23 protein-coding genes are annotated in these 20,501 nt (G+C 66.3%); 12 read left to right on the top strand and 11 right to left on the bottom strand.

Going from position 1 to position 20,501, the window contains the following annotated elements; all coding sequences use genetic code 11:
* The first annotated feature begins 17 nt into the window (after positions 1-17).
* Positions 18-593, top strand: a complete 576-nt coding sequence (locus tag ASD45_RS14200; protein ID WP_056912075.1) for a hypothetical protein — start codon at positions 18-20, stop codon at positions 591-593.
* Positions 594-707: 114 nt separating this feature from the next.
* On the opposite strand, the gene ASD45_RS14195 is transcribed toward ASD45_RS14200, so the two are convergent.
* The gene (locus tag ASD45_RS14195; RefSeq protein ID WP_056912074.1) at positions 708-1,592 is read right to left on the bottom strand and encodes a metallophosphoesterase; all 885 of its coding nucleotides are present in this window, start codon (positions 1,590-1,592) and stop codon (positions 708-710) included.
* A gap of 33 nt (positions 1,593-1,625) precedes the next feature.
* On the bottom strand, positions 1,626-2,585 hold the full coding sequence (mbfA, locus tag ASD45_RS14190; protein ID WP_056912073.1) for an iron exporter MbfA: 960 nt from the start codon (positions 2,583-2,585) through the stop codon (positions 1,626-1,628).
* A 160-nt stretch (positions 2,586-2,745) separates the two neighbouring features.
* Between mbfA and ASD45_RS14185 the strand changes: the two genes are divergently transcribed.
* The 3 genes from ASD45_RS14185 (at position 2,746) to ASD45_RS14175 (ending at position 4,423) form a co-directional block, all read left to right on the top strand.
* Positions 2,746-3,222, top strand: a complete 477-nt coding sequence (locus tag ASD45_RS14185) for an NUDIX domain-containing protein (protein ID WP_244485365.1) — start codon at positions 2,746-2,748, stop codon at positions 3,220-3,222.
* Entirely contained in the window at positions 3,219-3,842 is a 624-nt protein-coding gene (locus ASD45_RS14180) for a Crp/Fnr family transcriptional regulator (RefSeq protein ID WP_056912072.1), read from the top strand. The genes ASD45_RS14185 and ASD45_RS14180 overlap by 4 nt, the downstream gene beginning before the upstream one ends.
* Before the next feature lie 119 nt (positions 3,843-3,961).
* Positions 3,962-4,423, top strand: coding sequence for a hypothetical protein (locus ASD45_RS14175; RefSeq protein WP_156380851.1), 462 nt, complete (start codon positions 3,962-3,964; stop codon positions 4,421-4,423).
* Positions 4,424-4,481: 58 nt separating this feature from the next.
* Here the strand turns inward: ASD45_RS14175 and ASD45_RS14170 are convergent, their stop codons facing one another.
* Positions 4,482-5,114 (bottom strand): LysE family translocator, encoded by a 633-nt coding sequence (locus ASD45_RS14170; RefSeq protein ID WP_056912070.1) that lies wholly within the window; start codon positions 5,112-5,114, stop codon positions 4,482-4,484.
* A 109-nt stretch (positions 5,115-5,223) separates the two neighbouring features.
* Complete coding sequence (locus tag ASD45_RS14165; RefSeq protein WP_056912069.1) at positions 5,224-6,198, bottom strand: glutathione S-transferase family protein; 975 nt, start codon at positions 6,196-6,198, stop codon at positions 5,224-5,226.
* A gap of 94 nt (positions 6,199-6,292) precedes the next feature.
* On the opposite strand from ASD45_RS14165, the gene ASD45_RS14160 reads away from it, so the two are divergent.
* Entirely contained in the window at positions 6,293-6,805 is a 513-nt protein-coding gene (locus ASD45_RS14160) for an N-acetyltransferase (protein WP_056912068.1), read from the top strand.
* Between the two features lie 125 nt (positions 6,806-6,930).
* Positions 6,931-7,221, top strand: coding sequence for an HdeA/HdeB family chaperone (locus ASD45_RS14155; RefSeq protein WP_056912067.1), 291 nt, complete (start codon positions 6,931-6,933; stop codon positions 7,219-7,221).
* A gap of 10 nt (positions 7,222-7,231) precedes the next feature.
* Here ASD45_RS14155 and ASD45_RS14150 read toward each other — a convergent pair whose 3' ends face one another.
* The 5 genes from ASD45_RS14150 to ASD45_RS14130 form a co-directional block, all read right to left on the bottom strand.
* A complete protein-coding gene (locus ASD45_RS14150) occupies positions 7,232-7,861 on the bottom strand; it encodes a LysE family translocator (RefSeq protein WP_056912066.1) in 630 nt (209 codons plus the stop codon).
* Positions 7,862-7,980: 119 nt separating this feature from the next.
* Complete coding sequence (locus ASD45_RS14145) at positions 7,981-10,047, bottom strand: hypothetical protein (protein WP_056912065.1); 2,067 nt, start codon at positions 10,045-10,047, stop codon at positions 7,981-7,983.
* A 4-nt stretch (positions 10,048-10,051) separates the two neighbouring features.
* A complete protein-coding gene (locus ASD45_RS14140) occupies positions 10,052-12,913 on the bottom strand; it encodes a DUF4159 domain-containing protein (RefSeq protein ID WP_056912064.1) in 2,862 nt (953 codons plus the stop codon).
* Complete coding sequence (locus ASD45_RS14135; RefSeq protein ID WP_156380950.1) at positions 12,910-13,806, bottom strand: DUF58 domain-containing protein; 897 nt, start codon at positions 13,804-13,806, stop codon at positions 12,910-12,912. Before ASD45_RS14135 ends, ASD45_RS14140 begins: the two co-directional genes overlap by 4 nt.
* Positions 13,807-13,880: 74 nt before the next feature.
* Positions 13,881-14,891, bottom strand: a complete 1,011-nt coding sequence (locus ASD45_RS14130) for a MoxR family ATPase (protein ID WP_056912062.1) — start codon at positions 14,889-14,891, stop codon at positions 13,881-13,883.
* A gap of 252 nt (positions 14,892-15,143) precedes the next feature.
* Between ASD45_RS14130 and ASD45_RS14125 the strand changes: the two genes are divergently transcribed.
* The 6 genes from ASD45_RS14125 to ASD45_RS14100 all read left to right on the top strand — a co-directional run bounded on the left by ASD45_RS14125 (position 15,144) and on the right by ASD45_RS14100 (position 19,026).
* The gene (locus ASD45_RS14125) at positions 15,144-15,749 is read left to right on the top strand and encodes a DUF1285 domain-containing protein (protein WP_056912061.1); all 606 of its coding nucleotides are present in this window, start codon (positions 15,144-15,146) and stop codon (positions 15,747-15,749) included.
* Positions 15,749-16,411, top strand: a complete 663-nt coding sequence (locus tag ASD45_RS14120) for a CoA pyrophosphatase (RefSeq protein WP_056912060.1) — start codon at positions 15,749-15,751, stop codon at positions 16,409-16,411. The genes ASD45_RS14125 and ASD45_RS14120 overlap by 1 nt, the downstream gene beginning before the upstream one ends.
* Positions 16,408-16,674, top strand: coding sequence for a DUF6111 family protein (locus tag ASD45_RS14115; RefSeq protein WP_056912059.1), 267 nt, complete (start codon positions 16,408-16,410; stop codon positions 16,672-16,674). Before ASD45_RS14120 ends, ASD45_RS14115 begins: the two co-directional genes overlap by 4 nt.
* Positions 16,675-16,736: 62 nt before the next feature.
* Positions 16,737-17,912 carry a CCA tRNA nucleotidyltransferase gene (locus ASD45_RS14110; RefSeq protein WP_082540976.1) on the top strand — a complete coding sequence of 392 codons (1,176 nt, stop codon included), beginning with the start codon at positions 16,737-16,739 and terminating at the stop codon, positions 17,910-17,912.
* A gap of 47 nt (positions 17,913-17,959) precedes the next feature.
* Complete coding sequence (locus ASD45_RS14105) at positions 17,960-18,208, top strand: hypothetical protein (RefSeq protein ID WP_056912057.1); 249 nt, start codon at positions 17,960-17,962, stop codon at positions 18,206-18,208.
* A gap of 59 nt (positions 18,209-18,267) precedes the next feature.
* A complete protein-coding gene (locus ASD45_RS14100; RefSeq protein ID WP_056912056.1) occupies positions 18,268-19,026 on the top strand; it encodes a TSUP family transporter in 759 nt (252 codons plus the stop codon).
* Positions 19,027-19,030: 4 nt separating this feature from the next.
* On the opposite strand, the gene hemF is transcribed toward ASD45_RS14100, so the two are convergent.
* On the bottom strand, positions 19,031-19,915 hold the full coding sequence (gene hemF, locus ASD45_RS14095; RefSeq protein ID WP_056912055.1) for an oxygen-dependent coproporphyrinogen oxidase: 885 nt from the start codon (positions 19,913-19,915) through the stop codon (positions 19,031-19,033).
* A gap of 32 nt (positions 19,916-19,947) precedes the next feature.
* Complete coding sequence (locus ASD45_RS14090; protein ID WP_056912054.1) at positions 19,948-20,409, bottom strand: tRNA (cytidine(34)-2'-O)-methyltransferase; 462 nt, start codon at positions 20,407-20,409, stop codon at positions 19,948-19,950.
* Positions 20,410-20,501 lie beyond the last annotated feature (92 nt).

Below are 20,501 nucleotides of genomic sequence, written 5' to 3'. Positions count from 1 at the left end.
CTGCTAGAATTAGGACCATGTTTGGACGTCGCAAAAAGGCCGAGCCGGAGACGCCTCCGCCGCCGACCCCGCTGAAAGAGGCCCTGCGCGAGGCGCGCATCGAGGCGGCCGAACGCTCGGCCGTGATCGTCGATCTGCGCGACGCCGAGGTGGCGCGGCTGGAACTGCTCAACGACGCGCTCGACCCGCTGTTCGCCGAAATCCCGAAAGAGGTCGAACTGTTCGACCGCGGCATCAGCCGGGGCGAGACGCCGCGGCTGTGGCTCGACGTCGTGGCCCATGTCGAAATGGGCCGCGACAAGCGGCAGTACCGCTTTGTGCAGGACACCCGCTACGGCCGCGCCGTGCTGGCCGAGAGCTACGACGTGCCGGAGATGACCGGCGCGATCACGCGCTATGTGGCGCGCCGGCTGCTGGAGCGCGACCGTGCGCTGTCGGACGACGTACCGTTCGGCCAGGCGGCGACGCTCAAGACCGTCGAATACGAACAGCGCCGCGGCCGTCTGCGCGGCGTGCGCATGTTCGTCTACGGCGTTGTGGTCGCCGTCGCCGCGCTGTTGACCTGGGCACTGCTCAGCGCGCCGCAGCCGTAGAACACTCGGCGACTCTGAACGCGTATCCACACTCCATTCGTTCCCGCGAAAGCGGGAACCCAGTCTTCGGTGAGTGCGTGGCCTCTGGATCCCCGCTTTCGCGGGGACGAACGGTTAGGCTGAGAGCATCTCGCGCTTCACTTCCCTGACCATCCCATCCTCACTCATCCTCCGCACCACCATCTCGCACCGCCACGCATGCGCGTCGCGATCGATGCGATAGAGATGATAGCCGGCATCATCCTTGTCGGTGCCGGGCGCGGCGGAGGCCGACGGCACGCCGACCGCCGGCACCCGCGCGCCGCTCGGGCCGTCGATGATGTTGAGAATGTCGAGATGATCATGACCGTGCAGGATCAACTCGGCGCCGTGCGCGGCGATGATACGGGTGAACGCCTCCGCATCGGTGAGCCGTTTGTGATGCGGCGAGTCGCTGACCGGCGGATGATGGATCAGCACCACGCGAAACAATGTCTCGGCGCGTGTGCGGTCGAGGAGGGGGCCGAGCGCAGCCAGTTGCGCGGCGCCCAAGGTGCCGGTCGCCTGAAACGGCGCCGTCGGCACGCCGGTCGAAAGCCCGATGATCGCCAGCGGCCCGCGGCGCTTTAAATAAGGGAAGCCTTCGCCGCCGTCGCCGCGCATGAAGTCGCCCCAGGCGCGCTCGGCAAAGCCGGTTGATTCCGCAACATAGATGTCGTGATTGCCGGGCACGAAGCTCACCGTCGCGGGCGTGCCGAGACCGTCGAGAAAAGCGCGGCCCGCGGGATATTCCGCTTCCAGCCCGATATTGGCGATATCGCCGGTCACGGCGATGTGGTCGGGCGCCTGCGCCTTGAGGTCGGCGGTGACCGTATCGAGCACCGCGCGGTCATGCACGAAGCGCCGCTTGCGCTGCCAGTTGAGATAGCCGGTGATGCGCTTGGAGCAAAGGTCGAGCACATGGGCCGGCGGCAGCGGCGCAAGGTGGATGTCGGAGAGGTGAGCGAGGGTGAACGTCATGCCGCCCTGTAAAGCACGTCCGCGCGCTCGGCGTCACGAACTCCCGATCAGGATGCCGGAGAGGAACACCAGCACGCCGCCGACCACGATCTGGAACGTCGCCTGCAGGAATGGCGTGTCCATGTATTTGTAGCGGATCCAGGAGATCGTCGCGAGCTCTACCGCGACCACGATCACCGACACGATGGTCGCCAGATAGAAGTCGGGAATGAGATAGGGCAAGGTGTGCCCGAGCCCGCCGAGCATGGTCATCATGCCGCACACCGCGCCGCGCAGCCACGGCGTGCCGCGGCCGGTGAGCGAGCCGTCGTCGGACAGCGCTTCGGCGAATCCCATCGAGATGCCGGCGCCGACCGAAGCGGCGAGGCCGACCAGGAACGTCTCCCAGGTGTTGTGCGTAGCGAACGCGGCGGCGAACAACGGCGCCAGCGTCGAGACCGAGCCGTCCATCAGGCCGACAAGGCCCGGCTGCACGTATTGCAGCAGGAACATGCGACGCGCGGTTTCGTCTTCCTTCTCGCGGGCGCCCTCGGTGAGGATCTTCTCGGACAGCTTGTGCGCCAGAGACTCGTGTCCGGCCTCGGCCTCGGCGAGCTTGACCAGCAGCTCACGCACCGACACGTCGCGGGCGTTTTCCGCCGCCTTGCGATAATAGCGCTCGGCCTCGAACTCCATGTTTTCGGCGAATTTGCGGACCTCCTCGAGGCCGAGCGGGCGCATCAGCCACAACGGCTTCTTCGGATGCAGGAAGCCCTGAACGTCCTGGCGGCGGATCAGCGGCAGATATTCGCCGAACTTCGAGCGGTACAGTTCGTAGAGCATCGCCCGGTGGTGCACTTCCTCCTCGGCCATCTCGTCGAACACCTTGGCGGAGGAGGGAAACTGTTCGCGCAGGCCCTCGGCGAAGCCGCGGTAGATGCGGCTGTCCTCCTCCTCGTTGGTGATGGCGAGCGCCAGCACTTCCTGTTCTGTCAGGTCGGAAAATCGCTTCACGGGAGGACGCCTTTCGGGACGAGTAAGTCGCTACCTCAGATATTAGAACTATTCTAAGGTGTAAAGAGGCCCGGCCGACTTACCCAGCGCTCGCCTGTGGCCTCACTTTCAACCAGTTCGCTGCTAGGACTTGGGGGCTCCGATCGAGAAGGAATCGCCCTTGTCCGCGTTGCGCCGCAGGTTCGAGCCGCTGTTGCGGCGCGTGTTCCACTTCTACTGGCGGTTCGCCCGCGGGGCGACGCTGGGCGCCTTCGCCCTGGTGATCGACGGTCAGCGCCGCGTGTTCCTGATCCAGCACTCCTATGTCAGCGGCTGGCACTTGCCGGGCGGCGGCGTCGAAACCGGCGAGACCATCAAGACGGCGCTGGCGCGCGAACTCCTGGAAGAGGGCAACATCAAGCTCACCGGCGAGCCGGTGCTGCACGGCGTGTTTCACAACAAGCGCGTTTCGCGGCGCGATCATGTCGCCTTGTTTGTGGTGCGCGACTTCGTTCAGGAGAGCCCGCCGGAGCCGGATCACGAGATCGTCGCCCATGGCTTCTTTGCCATCGATGAATTGCCGGCCGACACCGGCCGTGCCGCCCGCGCCCGTATCGCCGAGGTGTTCGAGGGGCGGGCGGTGAGCGAACTGTGGTGAGCGATCGCGACACGACGTGGCCGCCGACTGAGATCGGCGCCGCCGCGGTCGAGCGCAACTTGAAAGCCGGTGAAGCTCTGTTCCATCGCGGCGACAAGGTCGCGCGCCTGTTCGAGGTGATCGACGGCCAGGTGCGGCTGTCGCGCATCGACACATCCGGCCACGAGATCCTTCTTTACGTAGCTGGCCCCGGCGAAACCATCGCCGAAGCCTCGCTGTTCTCGCCGGTCTATCACTGCGACGCTGTTGCTTCCTCCGCTGCCACGGTGCGCGCCTATCCGAAGGCGGCCGTGCTCGCGGCCTTCGACAAGAATCCGAAAGCGGCGCAGGCCTTCACGGCGACGCTGGCGCGTCAGGTGATGAACCTGCGCACCCGCATCGAGCAGCGCAATATCCGGTCGGCCCGCGAGCGCCTGCGGCACTGGCTGCATATCAATGCTGGCGCCGACGGCCGCACCGTCGTCATCGCCGGCACGCTGAAGGATATCGCCGCCGAGCTCGGCCTGACGCACGAGGCGCTTTATCGCAATCTGGCGGCGCTCGAGCGCCATGGCGAGATCAAGCGAGGCCCTGGCATGATCGTGCTCCTGCGGGCCGGGAAGCCCCAGGGCCGCGTATGATCGGGATCATATCGCGAAAAGCGGTGCGGGCCTAAGCTGCGTCTCGTCACTTTTGCGAGGGCGCGATGCGGCGTATCGGATTGATAGCGGGTGTGGTCGCCGTCGTGGCGGTCTGGCCCATGGCCGTCGCACAGGACATGCAACATCACCATATGCACGGCCCTGCGGCCGGCGCCGAGCAGCCGCAGAGCGGCGCGGCGGCCGATCCGCGCGACCTCGTTCGCCTGCCGGCGCCGATGCAGGAGCATATGCTCGCCAACATGCGCGATCATCTGGCGGCCGTCGGCGAGATCGTCGGCAACCTGGCCGACGGCAAACTCGACGCGGCGGCCAAAATCTCGGAGCAGCGTCTGGGCATGACCTCGTTGACGCAGCACGATGCCGCGCATTTGGCGCCGTATATGCCGCAGCCGATGCAGGATCTCGGCACCAGCATGCATCGGGCGGCCAGCCGGCTGGCCATTACCATCCAGGACGCCGACGTTGCACCGTCTGTGGAAACGATGGCCGCCGTGAACCGCGGCCTGAGCGACACGCTGTCCGCCTGTAATGGCTGTCACGCCGCCTATCGCATCCGCTGACACGCGAGGGCGCGGTAAAGAGGTTCACCCTCCATGCGAGGGCAAAGACGGCTGCGCCTCAGCGCTGTACCAGCGCCAGCTTGACGCCGAGCGCGACGAACATGGCGCCGATGGCGCTGTCGATCCAGCGCTGGAAACGCCGCGTTGCCTTCAGGCGCGAGGCGGCATGCGCGGTAATCACGGCGACAGTCAGCGACCACAAGGTACCGCCAATGCTGAAGATGACGCCGAGGAACAAGAAGGCCAGCGCCTTCGACGGCGCATCGTTGCTGACGAACTGCGGCAGGAAGGCGAGAAAGAAGATTGCCACCTTCGGATTGAGCGCGTTGCTGAAGAAGCCCTGCCAGAAAACGCTGCGCATCGGCGGCGCGACCGATAGCGGCGCAGCGTCGGCCCCGGTGGCGTGGCGCGCGAACATCAGGCGCAGGCCGATATAGATGAGGTAGGCAGCACCGACATATTTGATGATGCTGAAGGCGGTGGCGGATGCCGCGATCAGCGCCGACAGGCCGATCGCCGCGGCTGTGATGTGCACGACAATGCCGCCGGTGATGCCGAATGACGCAGCAACGCCGCCGCGCAGACCCATCTGGGTCGAGCGTGCGACGACCAGCGCGGTGTCGGGGCCGGGCGTGATGTTGAGCAGCAGCGCGGATAAAATAAAGAGCCAGAGATCATGGGTGCCGAACATGATCCATTGTCATTCCGGTTCGCCTGCAATGCAAGCGAACCCGGAGTTCCGTTACAAAACCGCGCGCGCCTGGATTCGCGCCTTTCGGGCGCGCCCCGGAATGACAGGATTAGCCAAACCGACCACGATCGTCCGGCGCGGCGAAATCGAGTTGCGGACCAACCGGCACGATGCCGGTCGGGTTCACCGTGCGTTGGCTATGATAATAATGTCGCTTGATCTGCGCCAGATTGACAGTCTCGGCGACGCCCGGCACCTGATAGAGTTCTCGCGCGTAGTTCGACAGGTTGGGATATTCGTAAATGTGCCGCCAGCTGCACTTGAAGTGCGCGTAATAGACGGCATCAAAGCGCATCAAGGTGGTGAACAGTCGCCAGTCCGCTTCGGTGATCCTCGATCCCACGAGATAGCGCTGCCGCGACAATATCTCTTCGATCTCGTCGAGCGCGTCGAACAGGTTGCGGAAGGCCTCTTCGTAAGCATCCTGCGTCGTGGCGAAACCGGCCCGATAGACGCCATTGTTGATCTTCGGATAGACGAGGTCGTTGATGCGGTCGATCTCGGGGCGCCGAGCCGCCGGATAGTAATCGTCGGTGTTGCCGGTCAGCGCATCGAAGGCCGAATTGAACATGCGGATGATCTCGGACGATTCGTTGTTGACGATCGTCTTCAGCTTTTTATCCCACAATACCGGCACGGTGACGCGGCCGGTGAATTTCGCATCGGCGAGCAGATAGATCTCGGACAATTTGTCCTTGCCGTTGACGGCGTCGCCGGTCGAGCCTTCGTCCTTGTGGAACGTCCAGCCGTCTTTCAGCATGTCCGGCGAGACGACGGACATCGAGATCAGGCTCTCGAGACCTTTCAGCTTGCGGAAGATGATGCTGCGGTGGGCCCAGGGACAGGCGAGCGAGACATAAAGGTGATAGCGGCCGGACTCGGCCTTGAAGCCGCCATCGCCGGTCGGCCCGGCGCTGCCGTCGGCCGTCACCCAGTTGCGGAATTTCGAAGCCTGCCGCTCGAAGCGGCCGTCCTTGGTCTGGTACCACTCATCGTGCCAGACGCCGTCAACCAGAAGTCCCATGCTGCCTCCTTGCTCCTGTCTATCTAAGAGCTTGGGGAGCGGGGCGCCACCGCCGATGGACGTTCGGCGGAGGGGATGCTAATCGCATGGTTTCATGAGCGAACTCGAACTCGTCATCCAGCCGGAATCGCCCAGCGACGCCCTTGCCGTCGAGCGCCTCAACGAGCGCACGTTCGGGCCGGGGCGCTACGCGCGCAGCGCCTATCGCATCCGCGAAGGTCGCGGCCATCTGCCGGAATTGTCCTTCGTCGCCCGGATCGGCACGCTGATGGTGGGTTCGGTGCGGCTGACGCCGATCTGCATCGGCGATGTCCCGGCGCTGCTGCTCGGGCCGCTCACGGTCGAGCCGCCGTTCCGCTCGCGCGGCGTCGGCTCGGCGCTGATGGCGCGCGCGCTCAAGGATGCCAGGGACAAGGGCCACAAACTGGTCGTGCTGGTCGGCGACGAACCGTACTACGCGCGCAGCGGTTTCAAGCCGATCAAGAAGGGGCAGGTGAAGATGCCCGGCCCGGTCAATCCCGCCCGCCTGCTGGTCAACGAACTGGTGCCCGGCGCTTTCGACGGCGTCACCGGCCTGATCCGCCCGGACTGGATCGTCCCCGCATAAAGCCGGCGTAACTTCAGATAATTTCAGAAAAAATTCAGCGGCCTCGCGAGGTCACGGTCTTGTCGGCGTCACTGCACGGCCGCAAGAGTTGGCCAGCCGATCTGGTTCGGCGTTAGGGGGCCTTCATGAAGAAGACGTTGTCGGTTGTGCTGCTTGCCATCACGTGCCTGTCGTCGCTGCCCGTCAAGGCGCAGCAACTCGATCTTTCGACCGTGACCTGCAAGGATTTCGTCACCAGCGACAAGGACACCATCGGTCTCATCATGATGTGGCTGGTGGGCTTCTACGCCGCGCAGGATGCCAAGCCGATCGTCGACTTCGACAAGATGAAGGAAAACGGCGGCAAGCTCGGCGAATATTGCGGCAAGAACCCGTCGCACAGTCTCATCACCGCCGCCGACGACGTGCTGAAGTAAGGCTTGGCTCCTAACGCATCTGGAACGAGCGCCCGGCATCGACGAGCGACTTCATGCCGAACAGCACGAAGGTCGCTCCGATGACGCGGGTGACGATGACGCCGTGGGTCAGGAAGAAGCGGCGCACGATCGGCAGGCCGGCCCAGAACAGCGTGCAGACATAGCCCAGCACGATGCCGATCCAGGCCGAAAGGCCCATCAGCGGCACCGACGACCAGGTCAGCTCAAGGGTGTAGCGCGCGATCAGCGCGGTGAAGACTGCCACGGCAACCGGATAGGCCTTCGGATTGGTGAGGCCGAACAGGAAGCCGGCGCGGTACGGCCGGTGTCCGCGCAGCACCGGCGCTTCGCCCACCGACTTGGCGCGCATTGCAGTGATGCCGAGATAAATCAGATACAGGCCGCAGCCGGCGCCGAGGATGTCGAACAGCAGCGGCCCAGTCTGGCTGACGCCGACGATCGAGGCAAAGGCCAGGGCGCTCCAGGTCACGTCGCCGGCCATGTGTCCGATCAGGAATTTGGCGCCCATGCCGCGGCCGTGTTGAGCGGCGAGTGAGAACACCAGCAGCACGGCGGGGCCGGGGATCACCGAATAAAGGAATCCGGCGAACATGGTCGCAAAGAACAATGAGAAAGTCATGGGAGATACCCGCGTCAGAAGGCCCATGGACGCTAACAAACCGCGCGCCCCCGCGAAAGCGGGGACCCGGTTCTTTCTCGTCTGGACCCCCGCTTTCGCGGGGTGACCGCGCGTTTGAACTAGCGGCCTTCGCGCGCCCAGGTGAGGGCCAGCGAACCGACCAGCAGCAGCAGGCCGATCAGACCGGCGAACACCGGCAATACGCCGATGCCGCGCACCACCGAAACATCGCGCATCTTCATGCCGATCCAGTCGTCGCCCTTGTAGGTCGAGGCGGTGCGCACCGGCACGACTCGCGGCACGTCGACGCCGCTGCCGGTGTCGAGCCGTCGCACGCTGCCGCCGGTGGCATCGGCGAGCGTGTTGAGGGTCTGCGTCGTCGAGGTCACTTCCTGGAATTCGCGCGGATTGGCCGGGCCGACATTGACCAGCGCCGTGAGCTTGCCGTCGGTGGCGCGCCACAGGCCGAGTTCGTTGGCCGGCACTTGCGACCGCCACAGGCCCGGCTCGGCCGCCGATAGTTTCAAGGTCTGCGCCTTGCCGGATGGCGAGGTCAGCGTCACGTCGGCGACGCCGTCGGCCATGGTCTGGCGCTGCACCGTCATGTCGCGCCCGGTGACGATGAGGCGCAAGGCTTCCTCGTCGAGTTCGGGCTGCTTCATCAGCCAGTGCGACAGGCGCCGCAGGAGATCGAGATACGGGCCGCCGCCTTCATAGCCGCGCGCCCACAGCCAGATGTGATCGGACAGCATCAGCGCGACGCGGCCTTCGCCCTCGCGGGCGAGCACGAGAAGCGGCTTGCCGTCCGGGCCCTGCATCACCGTGGTGCCGGTGGTGCGCTTGGTGTTGACCAGCCGGAACCAGTGGCTCCAGTGCGGCGGATCGGCGCCGGCGCCTTCGAGCGCGCGCGTGACGGGATGGCGCTTGCCCGCGTCGCTCAGCCGCGCATGGAAACTCTGCTCGGTGACGTCGCCGGTCGGCTCCGCCGGCAGGATGGCGTCGAGCGGCGTGCGCCAGATCGACGTCGGCGAGGCGTAATCCGGGCCGGCGGCGATCATCACCGCGCCGCCGTTGCGCACGTAGCGGGTGATGTTGTCGAAATAGATCATCGGCAGCACGCCCTGGCGGGCGTAGCGGTCGAAGATGATGAGCTGGAATTCGCCGATCTTCTGCTGGAACAATTCGCGCGTCGGGAAGGCGATCAGCGACAGTTCGTTGATCGGCGTGCCGTCCTGCTTTTCCGGCGGCCGCAAAATGGTGAAGTGCACGAGATCGACCGACGCGTCGGACTTCAGGAGGTTGCGCCAGGTGCGCTCGCCGGCATGCGGCTCGCCCGAGACCAGCAGCACGCGCAGCTTGTCGCGCACGCCGTCGATGGAGATGACCGCGCGGTTGTTAACCTGGGTGAGCTCGTTGGCGAGCGGCGCCGCTTCGACCTCGACGATATTGGCGCCGGCATGCGGGATCTGCACCTGCATGGTGACGTTGGCGCCGGCATTGACGGTGCGCTGCTCCAGCACTTCGCCGTCGCGCCGCACGGAGACCTGCACCGGACCGGCAGGCACGCCGTGGTCCTCGACGCGGAAGCCGATGGTCTGCATCTGGTTGACGATGCCGAAGCGCGGCGTCTGCGTCAGCACGACGCGGCGGTCGATCTCGTTGGCGTGGCCGGTGATCAGCGCATGGATCGGCGCGGCAAAGCCGAGCGCGGCGGCGTCGGCCGGAATGTCGTGGATGCGGCCGTCGGTGATGAACACCGCGCCGGCGATGCGGTCCGGCGGCACGTCCGCCAGCGTCGACGACAGAGCATTGAACAGCCGCGTGCCGTCGGTCTCGCCGTCGGCGGCGCCGGCCTCGGCAACCCGCAGTTCGAGACCGGGCACGCGCTTGAGACGATCGATGACGGTGGCGCGCGCCTGTTCGGTCTGTGCGGTGCGGTCGCCGAATTCCTGGCTCGGGCTCTTGTCGATGATCACGGCGGCGACCGACGGGATCGGATCGCGGTCTTCGCGGGTCATCGACGGGTTGGCGAGCGCCAGCACCAGCATCGCCATGGCGATCGCACGCACCAGCGCGCCGCGGCTGCGCGCGACCAGCAGCAGGATCGACAGAACCACGGCGACGCCGAATGCCGCCCAGACGACATACTGCGGAACCAGCGGTGCGAAGGCGACGCCGAGATTCATTGAGCTACTGTCCCAATCTTTCGAGCAGCGCCGGAATGTGGACCTGATCGGCCTTGTAGTTGCCGGTCAGGACGTACATCACGATGTTGACCCCGGCGCGGAACGCGAACTCGCGCTGGCGCGGTTCGCCCGGCACCAGCGGCAGCATCGGCTGGCCGTCGGGCCGCATCGCCCAGGCGCCGGCAAGATCGTTCGATGTGATCATGATCGAGGAGACGCCGTCGCCGCCACGCGCCGGACGGTTCGGATCCTCGGCGCTTTCCGCCGGCAGCGCCTCGACCCAGAGCTGGCCGTTGGTGTAGCGGCCGGGGAAGTCCTTCAGCAGGAAGAACGTCTTGTTGAGCACGTGGTCGCGCGGCACCGGCTCAAGCTCGGGCACGTCGAGCGACGACAGGATCGAACGCAGCGCCACCATGCCGGGCGAGCGATTGGCGCCATCCGGGCCGGGCGGCGCATCGATGGCGTCGCGCGTGTCGAACAGCACCGTGCCGCCACGCTTCATGTAAGTGTCGATACGATCCAGCGCGGCGCGGGTCGGCTTCGCAACGGAGCCGGAGACCGGCCAGTAGATCAGCGGGAAGAACGACAGTTCATCGCGCGCCGGATCGAGCCCGACCGGTTCGCCCGGCTCGAGCGCGGTGCGTTGCGCGAGAAACAGCGTCAGTCCCTGCAGGCCGGCGCGGCTGATGGCGTCGGTTTCCGCGTCGCCGGTGACGATATAGGCGAGGTGGGTCTGCTCGGTCGCCTTGATGGCAAAGTCGTTCTGCTGCGGTGACAGCGGCTGGCGTTGCGGCAGACTCTGCGCCGGCACCAGCGTTGACTGGGCGCGGGCCGGTTGCGGCATCGCCAGCGCGCCGGCGAGTGCCATCATCACCAGCGCCGCCGTCGCGGCGCGGCGCCGGCTGAACGCCATCAGGCCGCCGGCGATCCAGAACACGACCAGCGCATCGAGCGCCATGAGGCCGAATGCGGCGATGAACACCGGACCGCGCAGGTCGACCGGTTCACCGAAGCGATAGACGTCGAGGCGCGCGTTGAGCGGCGCGAAGTCAAGCGGAGCAGGGCGGTCGTCCTTCACCAGCGTATTGACGGCGACGAGGCCTTCCGGCGGTCCGTAGAAGCCGGGCGGGTGGTCGGCGCTGGCGCGGCCGGAATAGCCGGTCGGCAACGGCCGCGCATTCGCCGGCGGCACCGTGAAGGCGCCGAAGCCGTCGAGCACGCGCGTCGGCGGCACGACTTGCGCGGCGCCGTTCGAAACCTTTTCGCCGTCGCCTTCGGTCGTCGCAGTCGCGCCGGCAAGGCCGACGATGTGCCGCAGCATATCGACGAAGGCGCCCGACAGCGGCAGGTCAGACCAGTTGGTATCGGCGGTGACATGGAATAGCACGATCAGACCCTTGCCGCGGCGCTGCGCCGTGACGAGCGGCGTGCCATCGGCGAGCGTTGCCCAGGTGCGATCCGCCAGCGTGGCGTCGGGCTCGGCCAGCACCTGGCGCGTTACAGTCACGTCGTTCGGCACCGGCATGCCGGCGAAGGGGCTGTCGCGCGAGAAGCCGGTAAGCTGCTGCGGTTTTTCCCAACTCAGCGAACCGCCGAGAATGCGGCCGCCGCGGCGCAGGCGGACCGGTACGAGATCGTCGCTCCCTGCGGCGAGATGCGGGCCGGCAAAGCGCACAAGGACGCCGCCGTTTTCCAGCCAGGTATCCAGCCGTCCGCGCGCTTCGGCGACATTGCCGACATCGGCCAGCACCAGCATCGGCAGGCGCTGATCGAGGAAGCGACCGATGGCTTCGGGCGGCGCCACGCTCTCGGCCAACCTGACGTCGGCGAACGGACTGAGCGCGCGGCTTAAATAATAACTGGCGCCAAGCAGCGGCTGCGAACGGTCGAGCGCGGTGCCGGAGACGATGCCGACGGTGCGCCGTCGCCAGCGCTTGTCGAGTAGTTGCACACCACCTGCGGAACGCTCACCGGCAATTTCGAGCCGCGCGACGTCGTTGCGGATTTCGACCGGCAGCTTGATCGTCGCCTCCGTCTCGCGATCGCCGGCGCCGAAGGCGAAGGGCGCGTCGCCGAGCGGCAGGCCCTTGAGATCGAGGGCATGGACCAGACCGTTCTCGGACACGCCGGTCTGCGCGCGCAGCACCTTCACCGTCAGCGCGCCGGCGGCGTTGTCGGCGGCGGCGAGGGCATGCGGAATGGGCACACCGCCGGAGACGACGGTGATTGGATGATTGCCGGCGATCTGTTTCAGTCCGTCGATGAAGCCGGCGCCTTTGCCGAGGTCGACGCCGTCCGACAGCCAGACGATCTCGACGCCCGGCGAGCTCTTGAGGAAGCGGTCGATCAGCGGCAGCGCCTCGATGCGGTCGACGGCGTGCGGCTTCGGCTTGAGCAACTTCACCTGAACGCGCGCGGCGCCGGCGACCTGCAGCGAGATATCGCGTGCGGTCTCCGACAGCGGCAACAAAGCGACGCCGCGATTGTCGGCTTCGGCGCGGGCCAGCAATTCGTCCGCGGTGCGAAGCCGCACATCCCAGGCCGATGCGGCGGACCAGCCGTCATCGATCATGATCAGCAGCGGGCCGTTGCGGGCGCCGGTCGCGACGGGGGGATTCCACAGCGGGCCGGCGGCGGCGAAAATGACGAGGGTGGCCAGCAGCAGCCGAAGCAGAATGAGCCACCACGGCGTGCGCGACGGCGTCTCTTCCTTCGGCGAAATTTCGAACAGCAGCCGTGTCGGCGGGAAATTGATGACGCGCGGGCGCGGCGGCACCAGCCGCAGCAGCCACCACAGCAGCGGCAGGCTGAGCAGGCCCAGCAGAATCAGCGGCTGCGCGAAGGCGAGCGGGAGCGAGCCGATCATGCCGCGCCTCCGGCCTGCCGGGTCATGTGCCGGCTGTTCGTCGCAGTCTGCACGGCGTGAGCGCCCATGCGCGCATGCAGCGCGAACAGCAGTTCGGTCGGGCCGCGGTCGGTACGATGCACGGTGAAAGTCCAGCCGAAGGCTTCGGTCTCGGCGCGCAGAGCGGCGCGATGATTGGCGACCAGCTTCTGGTAATCGTCACGCCAGGTTTCGGCGCGGCCGGCGGTGACGCTGCCACCGCCCTCCGATTCAACGAACTCGACGCGGCCGGCATAGGGAAACGTCTCTTCGGCCGGATCGCAGACCTGCACGACATGGCCGCGCGCGCCATTGGCGGCAAGCTGGCCGATGACCTTGCGATATTCGCTGATCGGGCTCCACAGGTCGGACAGCAGCACGACTTCGGAGAACGGCGCCGGCGCGAAGTTCGGCGGCAGACTCGGCCGCTCGGTCTGATCGAGGATGATGCGCTGCGCCATGGTTTCGATGACGTTGCGGTTGGCGGTGGGCCGCATCAGCAGCGGAATGCCGACGCGCTCGCCGCCTTGCACCAGCACTTCCGACAACGCGAAGGACACGACCAGCGCGCGATCGAGCTTCGACCATTCGGTCAGGCTGGAGGAGAACTCCATCGATGGCGACCGATCGGCCCACATCCAGATCGTATGCGAGGCCTCCCATTCGCGCTCGCGGACATAAAGATGATCGTCGCGGGCCGAACGCCGCCAGTCGATGCGGCCGGCCGGCTCGCCAGACGTGAAGTGACGATATTGCCAGAAGTTCTCGCCGGTGCCGGCGCGACGCCGGCCGTGCAGACCATGGATCAGCGTCGACGCGACGCGTCGGGCTTCGAGAATGAGACGCGGGATACGCGCGGCAAGCTTGCTGCTCATGCCAGCCGCGGCATTGACCGGCAGTTCGCTCGTTCCGGTGGCGGTCGGCTCTGCCAAGTTTTTTCCCGACATGTTTATCCGATGCGCGCCTTCAGCCGCTTGATGACGTTGCCGACAGTCTCACCTTCGGCGCGCGCGGCAAAGGTGAGGGCCATGCGGTGCTTCAGCACGGGCTCGGCCAGTTCGAGGACGTCGTCGATCGACGGGGCGAAGCGGTTGTCGAGCAGCGCGCGGGCGCGCACCGCCAGCATCAGCGCCTGCGAGGCGCGCGGGCCGGGGCCCCAGGAGATCAGCCGCGACAGTTCGCCGGCTTCGTCGCCCGGACGCGCCGAGCGCACCAGTTGCAGGATCGCTTCCACCACCGACTCGCCGACGGGGAGACGGCGCACCAGGCGCTGCGCCGCGATCAGGTCGTCGGAGGTCATGGCTGCCTTGGCGTGAGAGTCGTCGGCGCCGGTGGTGTCGAACAGGATTTTACGCTCCGCTTCGAGATCGGGATAATCGACGTCGATTTCCATCAGAAAGCGGTCGAGCTGCGCTTCGGGCAGTGGATAGGTACCTTCCTGCTCGAGCGGGTTCTGCGTCGCCAGGACGTGGAACGGCTTGGGCAGGTCGTGGCGCGCGCCGGCAATGGTGACATGTTGCTCCTGCATGGCCTGCAGCAACGCCGACTGGGTGCGCGGCGAGGCGCGGTTGATCTCGTCCGCCATCAGAAGCTGGGCAAAGACCGGGCCGGGGATGAAGCGGAAGCTGCGCTTGCCGGCGCTGTTCTCCTCGAGCACTTCCGAGCCGAGGATATCGGACGGCATCAGGTCCGGGGTGAATTGCACACGCCGTGCGTCCAGGCCGAGCGCGATGCCCATGGTCTCGACGAGCTTGGTCTTGGCCAGGCCAGGCACGCCGACGAGGAGGGCGTGACCGCCGGACAGGACCGTGATCAGGGCGTGCTCGACCACCGTTTCCTGACCGAAAATGACGGTGCCGATGGCGTCCTTGGCGCTGCGCACGTGGGCGGCGGTCGTTTCCGCCGCGCGCACGATCATATCTTCCAACTTTTCAATGCTTTCACCGCTTGCCGACGCCATGGTCCGTGGTTCCTTTTTGCATCGAATGGTCGGCGTGATTCGCGGCCCGCGCCTTGGCCTTTACCGAGGCCATGCAACTGGCGCACCAAGCGCCCACGGCCTGCCGGCGAATCTGCCTCATTATTTCGGTTAGCCTACGTTATCTTCCGGCCGCGGTACGGCGTGTCACAAAGTTGCGAACAACCAGGGCCCGCAGGCGATATAAGTACGTATGGCAACAATGGCGAAGACAGGGCAGGAGATCCGGCAATAATGGGCGAAGCGAAGCCCCAGCTACCGCGCCGGAGCGGCCTCGACGGCCTCGCGGCCACCGTGACGCGCGAGGGCAGTAAAGGGCTCCCACCCGTTCATCTGTGGAATCCGCCCTTTTGCGGCGATATCGACATGCGAATCGCTGCTGACGGCACGTGGTTTTATGACAAGACGCCGATCGGCCGTGCCCCGCTGGTCAAGCTGTTTGCCTCGGTGCTCAAGCGCGAGGGCGACAAATATTTTCTCGTCACGCCGGTGGAGAAGGTCGGCATCGTCGTCGATGACGCACCCTTCACGGCAGTGGAACTTCAGGTTCAGGATGGCACCGGCGGCCGCATCCTAAAATTTCGCACAAATACCGATGAATGGGTCGAGGCCGGTCCCGGCCATGCGCTGCGCTTCGAGCTGGATGCCGACAACGGGGGGCTCGCGCCGTATCTCCATGTCCGCAGCGACCTGTGGGCCAAAGTGACGCGGGCCTTGTTCTATGATCTGGTCGAACTCGGCGAAGAGCGCGAGATCGGCGGCGTTTCGATGTTCGGCATCGCCTCAGGCGGTGAATTCTATGCCATGGCCGAGGCCGGCACTTTGCGGGAGTTGTCGTAATGTTGAACCCGCAATCGCACGGCGCGGCGCTGAGCGCGCCGGAATTCTACGCGCGCGTTCGCGACCGATTGACACTCGACGTTCCACCCGGCCTCAATGACGCCAGCGTGACGCCGGTGCGCGGCGATCACGATGCCGATCCGGTGCTGCAAAAGATCGCGGAGATCCGGCCGATCCGTCCGGCCGCGGTGCTGGTCGCCGTCATCGACCATCCGGAGCCGACCGTGCTGCTGACGCAGCGCGCGCAGCACCTGCCGGATCACCCGGGACAGATCTCGTTTCCGGGCGGCAAGATCGACAAGACCGATGCCGATCCGTTGGGTGCGGCGTTGCGCGAAGCCGAGGAAGAAATCGGCCTGTCGCGCGGAGCCGTCGAACCGCTCGGCTATCTCGACCTTTACATGACGACGCTCGGCTACCGCATCATGCCGTTAATCGCGCGCGTCCCGCCCGGCTTCGAGCTGGCGCTCAACACGGCCGAGGTCGATGCGGCCTTCGAAGTGCCGCTCGCTTTCCTGATGGATCGGACCAACATGGAGAAGCATTCGCGCGAGTGGCAGGGCATGGAGCGGCACTATTACGCCATCACCTTCGGCGAGCGTTACATCTGGGGTGTGACCGCCGGCATCCTGCGCAACATGCGCGAGAGGATCTATCGATGATCCGTACGATCGCGACGGAAGTCCTGCTGTTCGCGACGCCGTTCGTGCTCTACGCGATCTTTCTGTGGGCCACCAAGGCCGGTGTCGTTCATCCGGGATCGTGGCCGCTGTCGCGCATCGTCTCGCTGGCGATCGTTGCGCTGATTTTGGTGATCGGCAGCTTTCTCTATTTTTCGCATTACAGCGGCGCGCCGCCGGGTTCGGCTTACGTCCCGGCCCATCTCGACGAGCAGGGCCGTTTCGTGCCGGGGACGACGCGGTGAACGCGACATCACGCAGGATCGATCTGTCCACCTGGCCTTTCGCGGGGCCGCTCGCGCGCCTCATGGACATTCTCGACCGTGACGGCGAGGAAGCACGCGTCGTCGGCGGCGCGGTGCGCAATGCGCTGATCGAGGCGCCGATCCACGAGGTCGATGTCGCCACCACCGCGGTGCCGGACGAAGTTATTCGCCGCGCCAAGGCCGCCGGCTTCAAACCGGTACCAACCGGCATCGCCCACGGTACTGTGACCGTTGTCATCGACCGGCATCCATTCGAAGTGACGACCTTACGCACCGACGTCGAAACCTTCGGCCGCCATGCCAAGGTCGCGTTCGGCCGCGACTGGCGCGAGGACGCGCTGCGCCGCGACTTCACCATGAACGCGCTGTCGGTGACGCGCGACGGCGTCGTTCACGACTACGCCGGCGGGCTCGACGATCTCGCCGCGCGGCGCGTGCGTTTCATCGGCGAGGCCGCGCAACGCATCGCCGAGGACTACCTGCGCATCCTGCGCTTCTTCCGTTTCCATGCCGCCTATGGCGGCGGCGGCCATCCCGATGCCGATGGGCTCGCCGCCTGCATCGCCGCGCGCGACGGTCTGGCGCAGCTCTCGCGCGAGCGCCTGCGCATGGAGATGCTCAAGCTCGTGGTGGCGAAACATGCAACGCCGACCTTGATCGTCATGTCGGATGCCGGCTTCACGCTGAGCATCCTAGCCGGCGCGATCTATCTCGGCGCCTTTGAAAACATGACCAAGGTCGAAGCGGCCATGGGCCTGCCCGCCGATGCCACGCGCCGTCTCGGCGCGCTGGGGGCGGTCGTCGCCGAGGATGCCGAGCGGCTCTACCAGCGTTTGCGCCTCGCCAATCAGGAGCGCGATCGCATTCGCGCGATGGCGGAGGGCTGGCACGGCGTGTCGCCGGCGTTGAGCGAACGCGAGACGCGCGCCTTGATCTACCGGCGCGGCGTCGAGGCTTTCACCGATCAGGCCCTGCTGGCCTGGGCGCGGTCGCAGGCCACCGCGCACGACACGGCATGGCACGATTTGCTCGCCCGGCCGCAGCGCTTCACCGCGCCGGTGTTCCCGCTCCGGGCCGACGACTTTCTCAAGCGCGGCGTCGATAAGGGGCCGGCGCTGGGCGCGGCGCTGCGCGCCGCCGAGGAGGCCTGGATCGCCGCCGACTTCCCGATGGACGGGGCGGCGCTGGACGCCATTGCCGACCGGGCCGCCGGGTGACGGCGAGGCCACTGGTCTGGAGCCCTGGCGGGCATTAAATTGAGGTGATGAGCAACATCCGCCGCCCGGCCGATCTGGCGCAGAGGATGGCTCGCCGCCTGAAAGCGCGCGAGGGCCAACGGGATTCGTTCCGCCGCGAGACCTTCCGGCTGCCGCGCGATCAAGCCCGCGCCAAGGCGCGCGCCTTCTTCGACCGCTATCCGAAAGCGGCCTACATGACCGAGGTCGAATCCTGGCGCGTGCTGCCGGATGACGAAATCGAGTTCACGATGCGCCGGTTGCCCAGCGCCGATTGACGGCACACCGCGCCGCACGCTTGACGCAAAGCGGCGCAAGGTGCACGCAGCGCGCGACCATGCATATCCTCTCCGGCTTCGCGGACATTTCTCTGGCGCAGCTTCTGCTCGTCGCGGTGGTTGCTTTGATCGCCGGCGTCATCGGCGGCATTTCCGGATATGGCAGCGGCGCGCTGATGCCGCTGGTCCTGGTGCCGATGGTCGGCGCGGCGCCGGTCGTCCCGATCATCGGGCTCGCCGCGCTGTTCAACAATTTCGGCCGCGTCTCGGCCTACTTCTCGCATCTCGATTGGCGCCGCTCCGTCATCGTGGTCATCGCCGCCTTGCCGACCTGCGTGCTCGGCGCCTGGGGCTATTCGCAACTGACCGGCAAGGGGGCCGCCGTCGTCATCGGCACGATGCTGATGGCGAGCGTGCCGCTGCGACGTATCGCGCGGCGCCGCAATTTCCGTATCGACGATCGCGGCCTTGCCGTCGGCTCGGTCGGCTACGGCGTGCTGGTCGGCGGCACATCGGGCTCGGGCGTCATCATGCTGACGCTGTTGATGGCGGTCGGCCTTGAGGGCGCGGCGGTGATCGCCACCGACGCGATGGTCTCGATCGGCATCGGCATCGTCAAAGTCTCGGTGTTCGGTTTCAACGGCGTGCTGACGCCGCAGGTGATCGCGCTGGCGCTGCTGACCGGGCTGGTGTCGATGCCGGGCGCGCACCTCTCGCGCTTCATCGTGAAGCGGATGCCGGTCCACGTGCACACCGCGATCCTCGACTTCGTCGTGCTGCTCGGCGGCGGCGTGATGATCGCGTCGGCGTTCCGCTAGATCTTCACGGCCACTTCACCAGCGGTGGCATCGACGACAGGATCGATTCGACATTGCCGCCGGTCTTCAGGCCGAAGATCGTGCCGCGGTCGTAGAGCAGGTTGAACTCGACGTAGCGGCCGCGGCGCACCAGTTGTTCATCGCGATCCGCTTCGGTCCACGGCGTCGTGAAATTCTTCTCGACCAGCTTGGGATAGATGTCGCGAAAGGCGCGGCCGACATCCTGGGTGAAGGCAAAGGTCGCGTTCCAGTCGCTCTCCAGATAATCGTAGAAGATGCCGCCGATGCCGCGCGGTTCGTTGCGGTGCTTGAGGTGGAAATACTCGTCGCACCAGTTCTTGAACCTGATGTAATCGGCGACGCCTTTGTGCGCGTCGCAGGGCGCCTGCATCGCCGCGTGAAACGCCGCCGTGTCGGCGTCGTCCTGCGTACGCCGGCGGTCGAGCACCGGGGTCAGGTCGGCGCCGCCGCCGAACCACGCCTTCGACGTGACGACGAAGCGGGTGTTCATGTGCACCGCCGGCACATGCGGGTTCTGCGGATGGGCGATGAGCGAAATGCCGGATGCCCAGAAATTCGGGTTCTCGGTGGCGCCGGGAATCTGACTGCGGAATTCCGGCGCGAACTCGCCATGCACGGTCGAGCAGTGCACGCCGACCTTCTCGAACACGCGGCCGCGCATCAGCGACATCACGCCGCCGCCACCCGGATTGCCGGTGTGGTCGGTGCGCTGCCATGGCGTGCGCACGAAGCGTCCGGTCGGGCGATCGGCAAGCGGCGCGGTGGCGGGCAGGGCGTCCTCGAGCGCTTCGAAGCTCCGGCAGATCTGATCGCGCAAGTCTTCGAACCAGACGCGTGCCTTCGCTTTGTGATCCTCAAGGTCGGTCATGGCGCTGGCTTATCTCCTCGCCGGGAAAATTTCTACGCCGGGGGTCGCCCGCCCGCCTGACGGAGCGCCTCGCCGGCAACCATGGCTGTGGCCACCGCGATGTTGAGCGAGCGGAAGCCTTCGCGGATCGGAATGCGCAGGCGGACATCGGCGGCCTGGTGCACGGCCTCGGGAACGCCGGCGCTTTCGCGGCCGACCATGACGATCTGGTCTTCGCCGTAGCGGTGGTCGAGATAGGAGGTCTCCGCCGCTGTGGTCATCAGCACCAGGCGCAGGCCCTGGCCGCGCCGCCATTCCTGGAAATCGGCGAAGGAGGCGTGGCGGATGATCGTGAGCCGGTCGAGATAGTCCATTCCGGCCCGACGGAAGGCCCGGTCGGTCACCGGAAACCCGGCCGGCTCGACGATGTGGGCCTCGATGCCGAGGCAGGCGCAGGCCCGCAGAATCGTCCCGGTATTCTGCGGGATATCGGGTTCGTAAAGCGCCATCCGCATTGCTGGGGGCCTCGTCAGGATTGAGCCTCTGGCGCCGCCTAAACCGCTCCAGATAAACGATTTGTGCAGGGCCGGCCGTCTGGCCCGATAGC

The sequence above is a fragment of the Pseudolabrys sp. Root1462 genome (assembly GCF_001426945.1).
GTDB lineage: Bacteria > Pseudomonadota > Alphaproteobacteria > Rhizobiales > Xanthobacteraceae > Pseudolabrys.
Note: the sequence above shows the minus strand (reverse complement) of the source record. Positions and strands in the feature narration are given on the sequence as shown.